Below are 5,150 nucleotides of genomic sequence, written 5' to 3' on the forward strand. Positions count from 1 at the left end.
AAGCTATTGGGCGTGAAAGTGGGCTCAATTGGCGATGCTAACGGTCGCACTCCTGGCTGTAAGAGCTACGTTTACCAAAACGAAGATCAAGAAGTTTATAAACGCCTTATTGTTTCTGAAGACAACAAGAAGCTCCTTGGCGCGGTAATGGTGGGTGACACCTCAGACTATGGCGACCTGCTTCAGCTGATGCTAAATGAGATTGACCTGCCAGAGCATCCAGATGCGTTGATCTTGCCAGCACATGCAGGCGCAGAAAAACCAACGCTAGGTGCTGATGCGCTACCTGAGTCAGCGGTTATCTGTTCTTGTTTCGACGTAACAAAAGGCAAAATCGCAGAGGCAGTTGCACAAGGTCACCACACAATTGGCGATATCAAAGCGGTAACAGGTGCGGGCACAGGCTGTGGTGGTTGTATTCCACTTGTGACTTCAGTACTCAATGCAGAGCTTGAAAAAGCAGGTGTTGAAGTGAAATCTGATGTGTGTGAGCACTTTGCATACTCTCGCCAGGAACTATTCCACCTAGTACGCATTGGTGAAATTAAGTCGTTTGAAGAGCTATTAGAGAAGCATGGTAAAGGTTACGGCTGTGAAGTGTGTAAGCCACTTGCAGGTTCTATCTTAGCGTCGTGCTGGGGTGACCACATCCTTAAGCCATCTCTGGTTAAGTTGCACGATACCAATGATAACTTTCTAGGTAACATGCAAAAAGACGGTACCTACTCAGTGATCCCACGTATGGCTGGTGGTGAAGTTACGCCTCAAGCCCTAGCAGCACTGGCTGACGTTGCTGCAGAGTACAATCTGTACACAAAGATCACCGGTGCACAGCGTATCGGTCTATTCGGCGCGCAAAAAGATGATCTACCCGCAATCTGGAAGAAACTGGTTGCAGCAGGTTATGAGACAGGTCAAGCGTACGCAAAAGCACTACGTATGGCGAAAACGTGTGTCGGCTCTACTTGGTGTCGTTACGGAGTTCAAGACTCAGTTGGCTTGGGTGTGATGATTGAGAACCGTTACAAGGGCATTCGTACTCCGCATAAGATGAAGTTTGGTGTCTCTGGCTGTACTCGTGAGTGTGCGGAAGCGCAGGGTAAAGACCTAGGTATCATCGCTACCGATGCAGGCTGGAACATGTATGTGTGTGGTAACGGTGGTATGAAACCTCGCCATGCAACGCTACTAGCAGGCGATCTAGACCAAGAAACACTGATCAAATACATCGACCGTTTCATGATGTTCTACATCCGCACGGCTGCGCCACTACAGCGTACTTCGGTATGGTTCGAGAACCTAGAAGGCGGTATCGATTACCTACGTGAAGTCATCATCGAAGACAAACTTGGTATCAATGACCAACTTGAAGCGGATATTGCTAAGTTGGTTGAAGAGTTCCGTTGTGAGTGGACAGACACCATCAATGATGAAACTCAGCTTAAGCGTTTTGCTCACTTCATCAACTCTGATGAGCGAGATGAAAACGTTAAGTTTGTAACCGATGGCCGTGAGCAACATCGCCCAGCAACATATACAGAGAAAAACTCTGAAGCGGTAGCTGCAAAGCTTCAAGGCGACATCATTCACGTTGAAACGGTTTAAGGGGAGAACAGATTATGGCATTTACACAAGTTTGCAATATTGAAGACATCATCCCAGGTACAGGCGTTGTGGCATTGGTCGCAGGTGAGCAGGTAGCCGTTTTTCGCCCAAGAGCAACGGAAGAAGTTTTCGCAATAAACAATATGGATCCTTTCTTTCAATCTAATGTTCTATCACGCGGACTGATCGTTGAGCATGACGAGCAACTTTGGGTGGCTAGCCCATTGAAGAAGCAGCGCTTTAACCTAGCGACGGGTGCTTGTATGGAAGACGAGGCTAAAAGCGTCAAGCCTTACCAAGCACGCGTGATTAAAGGCAAAGTCGAAATTGCGGCTTAATTAGTCGTTAGGAGAGATTTAATAGCTTAAAGGTTTGTTGCAGTAGGGCTATGTAGGGTGGCTTTGCAGCAAGCCTTTCACTATTCAATTTCAACTTTTAATTACACATTTTATTAAGGACAACCTTATGTCTACAGACTTTAAACCTGCAGAATTCGTACAGACAATGATCAACGTTGGCGAAGCAAAAACCAAAACTAGCACGCGCGATCTACTGCTACGTGGAACCATGGCAGGTATCATCCTTTCATTAGCGGTAGTGGTCGCGATCACCACTATTGTTCAAACGGGTATGGGCGTTGTTGGCGCGCTAGTGTTCCCGGTTGGCTTCGTTATTCTTTCAGTCATGGGTTACGACTTAGTAACAGGTGTATTTGGCCTTGCTCCACTAGCAAAACTTGAAGGTCGTCCGGGTATTACTTGGAACCGTATTTTCCGCTGCTGGGGGCTTGTCGGTCTAGGTAACCTAATCGGTTCACTGCTTGTTGCTTACCTAGTTGCTGTTTCTCTAACGGGTAACTTTTCACTAGAGTTGAACGCAGTAGCGAAGAAGTTCATCGCGGTATCTACAGCGCGTAGTGCAGGCTTTGAAGCGATGGGCATGGACGGTTGGATTACTTGTTTCGTTCGCGGAATCTTCTGTAACCTAATGGTATGTTTAGGTGTGATTGGTAACATGACAGCGCGTACGGTAGCAGGTCGCATAGCTATGATGTGGTTCCCAATCTTCATCTTCTTTGCACTGGTATTTGAGCACACTGTAGTAAACATGTTCCTATTTCCATTAGGTATGATTCTTGGTGCTGATTTCGGTATTGCGACTTGGTTAAACTTCAACTTGATTCCAACTATCCTTGGTAACATCGTTGGTGGTCTAATCATGACTTGTATTCCACTTTACCTAACTCACGCTAAAACTGCTCCTTCTCCAAGTGATGACGAAGAAGTAGATGCAAAACCAGCGCTAGCTAAATAGTCTGGCATCAGCCCCACGTTGATACGTGGGGCCTTTGTTTCTGCTAGACTAGCCGCCAGATTTGAATATAAAAAGTCATTACTTCTATCAGCTAGTAATAAGAGTGACTCTTTATATCCAGATTTAAATGATAGGCATGACTATGTGTGCAAATTCAACCGCTCCTAATCAGCAAGGTTTTGTTTCGTTAGTTGGGGCAGGGCCAGGTGATCCTGACCTACTCACCGTGAAAGGTCATCGTGTTATCCAGCAAGCTGAAGTTGTGGTGTATGATCGACTTGTATCTCCTGAAATCTTAGCGCTCGCCAATAGTGATGCCGAGATGATCTACGTTGGTAAAAAGCTCGACTTTCATTGTGTTCCTCAGGATGAGATTAACCAGTTGCTGGTCGAAAAGGCACTAGAGGGCAAAAAGGTCGTTCGTCTGAAGGGTGGTGACTCATTTATTTTCGGTCGCGGCGGTGAAGAGTTAGAAGAATTGGCTTTGCACGATATTCGTTTTGAAGTGGTGCCAGGCATTACCGCAGCTGCGGGTGCGACAGCTTATGCAGGTATTCCGTTGACACACCGCGATCACGCTCAAAGCGTTCAATTCATTACTGGTCACGTGCAAAAAGATGGGCGTGAAATTGAATGGCACTCGCTAGCACAATCGAACAACACCTTAGTGTTTTATATGGGCTTAAAGCAGAGTGGCTATATTACTGAAAAGCTTTTAGAAACAGGGATGAGTGACACCATGCCGTGTGCAATTATTGAAAACGGTACTAGACGTGAGCAACGCGTGTTTACGGGTGAACTAAAAGACTTATCTAGCCTTGCTAGCCAAGCGGTAAGCCCAGCATTGATTGTTGTTGGTGGCGTAACGTCATTGCACGATAAGCTGAAATGGTTTAACTAAAGCACCGCTCAGATATTTACCAATGCCGCATTAACTGCGGCATTGTCGTTTCTGGGCAGCTGTAATTTGATGCTTGTTCTGATAAAGTTTCGCCATTGAAGTTTGAGGTAACCTGCATGGAAAAAATCGCGATTTTCGTTGATGTACAGAACATCTATTACACCACTAGAGACAAATACCGTAAGAACTTCGATTACAACCAGTTTTGGTATGTCGCCACTGAAGGACAACAAGTTGTTGAAGCCAATGCCTACGCGATCGCTTCAACCGATCCTAAGCAACGTCAGTTCCACCATATTTTGCGCGGAATTGGTTTTACGGTAAATCTCAAACCATTTATCCAAAGGCAAGACGGTAGTGCAAAAGGGGATTGGGATGTGGGTATCGCGTTAGATGTGTATGAAGCCGCTTCGAAAGTCGATCGCGTCATCTTACTCTCTGGCGATGGTGATTTTGAAGTGTTGGTCGAGCGAATCAAAAATCGGTTTGGCACCAAAGTCGACGTGTATGGCGTTCCTAACTTAACCGCACAAGCCTTAGTGGACGCCTGTCACCGCTACATCCCGATTGATGATTCACTATTAATTCAGAGATAAAGACTAGTTCTCTTCAGTATCGGAGACTTGCTCAGTTTGTTCATTCAACTGCTGAGCTTTTTCTTCCTCTTCCATCTTCGCACGTTCTGCTTTTGAGATGTAACGCGGCTTATTGCTTTTATGCAGCTTCGCGTTTTTCTTCTTCACTTTGGCTTTTAGGATGCTGTTGATTTTCTTTTTACGGTTCATGGTATAGCTCAATCGCGTTTGGGATGCGCATCCTACCAAATTCTGCTTGGCATTGCACAGCTAGAAGCACGATCATTTTAGTCTTAACTTTATCTATATTATAAATACTGGATGTATTTACAGCTTATTGATGCATAGGTCCAATATAGTGTGGTTTTGCTGGCTAACTGGGCTTGTTTTTACTTAGGGAATTTAGCCAATATTCATAAGATTCAAAGTTATAGCACAGTACTTTGGCACAAAAACGTGCTAGCCTAACCAGACATTTGAGACGGCTTGTTTTTATGGCCTCGCAGAAGTCACAAATCAACGAATATGTTTTTGGAAGTATAGACTTATCAAAGGTTGACCGACTACGGCTGGGCGGATAAAAACAGTCGGCAGACTATTAAAGATGTTATATGCTTTCGTCTGTAGAAGGAATAGAACTTATGTCACTTTATGAGAAACGAAATAGCAATTCGCAGCAGGAAGACGCAATGTTAGTTGCTTCGGATTCTTGGTTTTCAGTTAAATTTGCCCAAGAAGCAGCAAAGTCTTGGAAG

6 protein-coding genes are annotated in these 5,150 nt (G+C 45.1%); 5 read left to right on the plus strand and 1 reads right to left on the minus strand.

The genetic code is table 11. From position 1 onward, the window contains the following. The 5 genes from nirB to QTO00_RS14500 all read left to right on the plus strand — a co-directional run. A partial coding sequence (gene nirB / locus QTO00_RS14480; RefSeq protein ID WP_331425425.1) for a nitrite reductase large subunit NirB occupies positions 1-1,605 on the plus strand: 1,605 nt, incomplete at its 5' end. A 14-nt stretch (positions 1,606-1,619) separates the two neighbouring features. Further along, entirely contained in the window at positions 1,620-1,943 is a 324-nt protein-coding gene (nirD, locus tag QTO00_RS14485; protein WP_331425426.1) for a nitrite reductase small subunit NirD, read from the plus strand. A gap of 127 nt (positions 1,944-2,070) precedes the next feature. Continuing rightward, positions 2,071-2,919 (plus strand): formate/nitrite transporter family protein, encoded by an 849-nt coding sequence (locus QTO00_RS14490; RefSeq protein ID WP_331425427.1) that lies wholly within the window; start codon positions 2,071-2,073, stop codon positions 2,917-2,919. A gap of 142 nt (positions 2,920-3,061) precedes the next feature. After that, a complete protein-coding gene (gene cobA, locus QTO00_RS14495; protein ID WP_331425428.1) occupies positions 3,062-3,820 on the plus strand; it encodes a uroporphyrinogen-III C-methyltransferase in 759 nt (252 codons plus the stop codon). A 116-nt stretch (positions 3,821-3,936) separates the two neighbouring features. Continuing rightward, complete coding sequence (locus tag QTO00_RS14500) at positions 3,937-4,416, plus strand: LabA-like NYN domain-containing protein (RefSeq protein ID WP_331425429.1); 480 nt, start codon at positions 3,937-3,939, stop codon at positions 4,414-4,416. 3 nt (positions 4,417-4,419) lie between these two features. Here QTO00_RS14500 and QTO00_RS14505 read toward each other — a convergent pair whose 3' ends face one another. Beyond that, complete coding sequence (locus QTO00_RS14505) at positions 4,420-4,605, minus strand: DUF2986 domain-containing protein (protein ID WP_331425430.1); 186 nt, start codon at positions 4,603-4,605, stop codon at positions 4,420-4,422. Positions 4,606-5,150: the final 545 nt, after the last annotated feature.

Origin of the sequence: Vibrio sp. M260118 (assembly GCF_036533755.1) — a bacterium.
GTDB lineage: Bacteria > Pseudomonadota > Gammaproteobacteria > Enterobacterales > Vibrionaceae > Vibrio.

Excerpts from the sequence above, each read along its gene's own strand:
- nirD (WP_331425426.1), top strand. The coding sequence starts at position 1,620 with ATGGCATTTACACAAGTTTGCAATATTGAAGACATCATCCCAGGTACA.
- QTO00_RS14490 (WP_331425427.1), top strand. The coding sequence starts at position 2,071 with ATGTCTACAGACTTTAAACCTGCAGAATTCGTACAGACAATGATCAAC.
- cobA (WP_331425428.1), top strand. The coding sequence starts at position 3,062 with ATGTGTGCAAATTCAACCGCTCCTAATCAGCAAGGTTTTGTTTCGTTA.
- QTO00_RS14500 (WP_331425429.1), top strand. The coding sequence starts at position 3,937 with ATGGAAAAAATCGCGATTTTCGTTGATGTACAGAACATCTATTACACC.
- QTO00_RS14505 (WP_331425430.1), bottom strand. The coding sequence starts at position 4,605 with ATGAACCGTAAAAAGAAAATCAACAGCATCCTAAAAGCCAAAGTGAAG.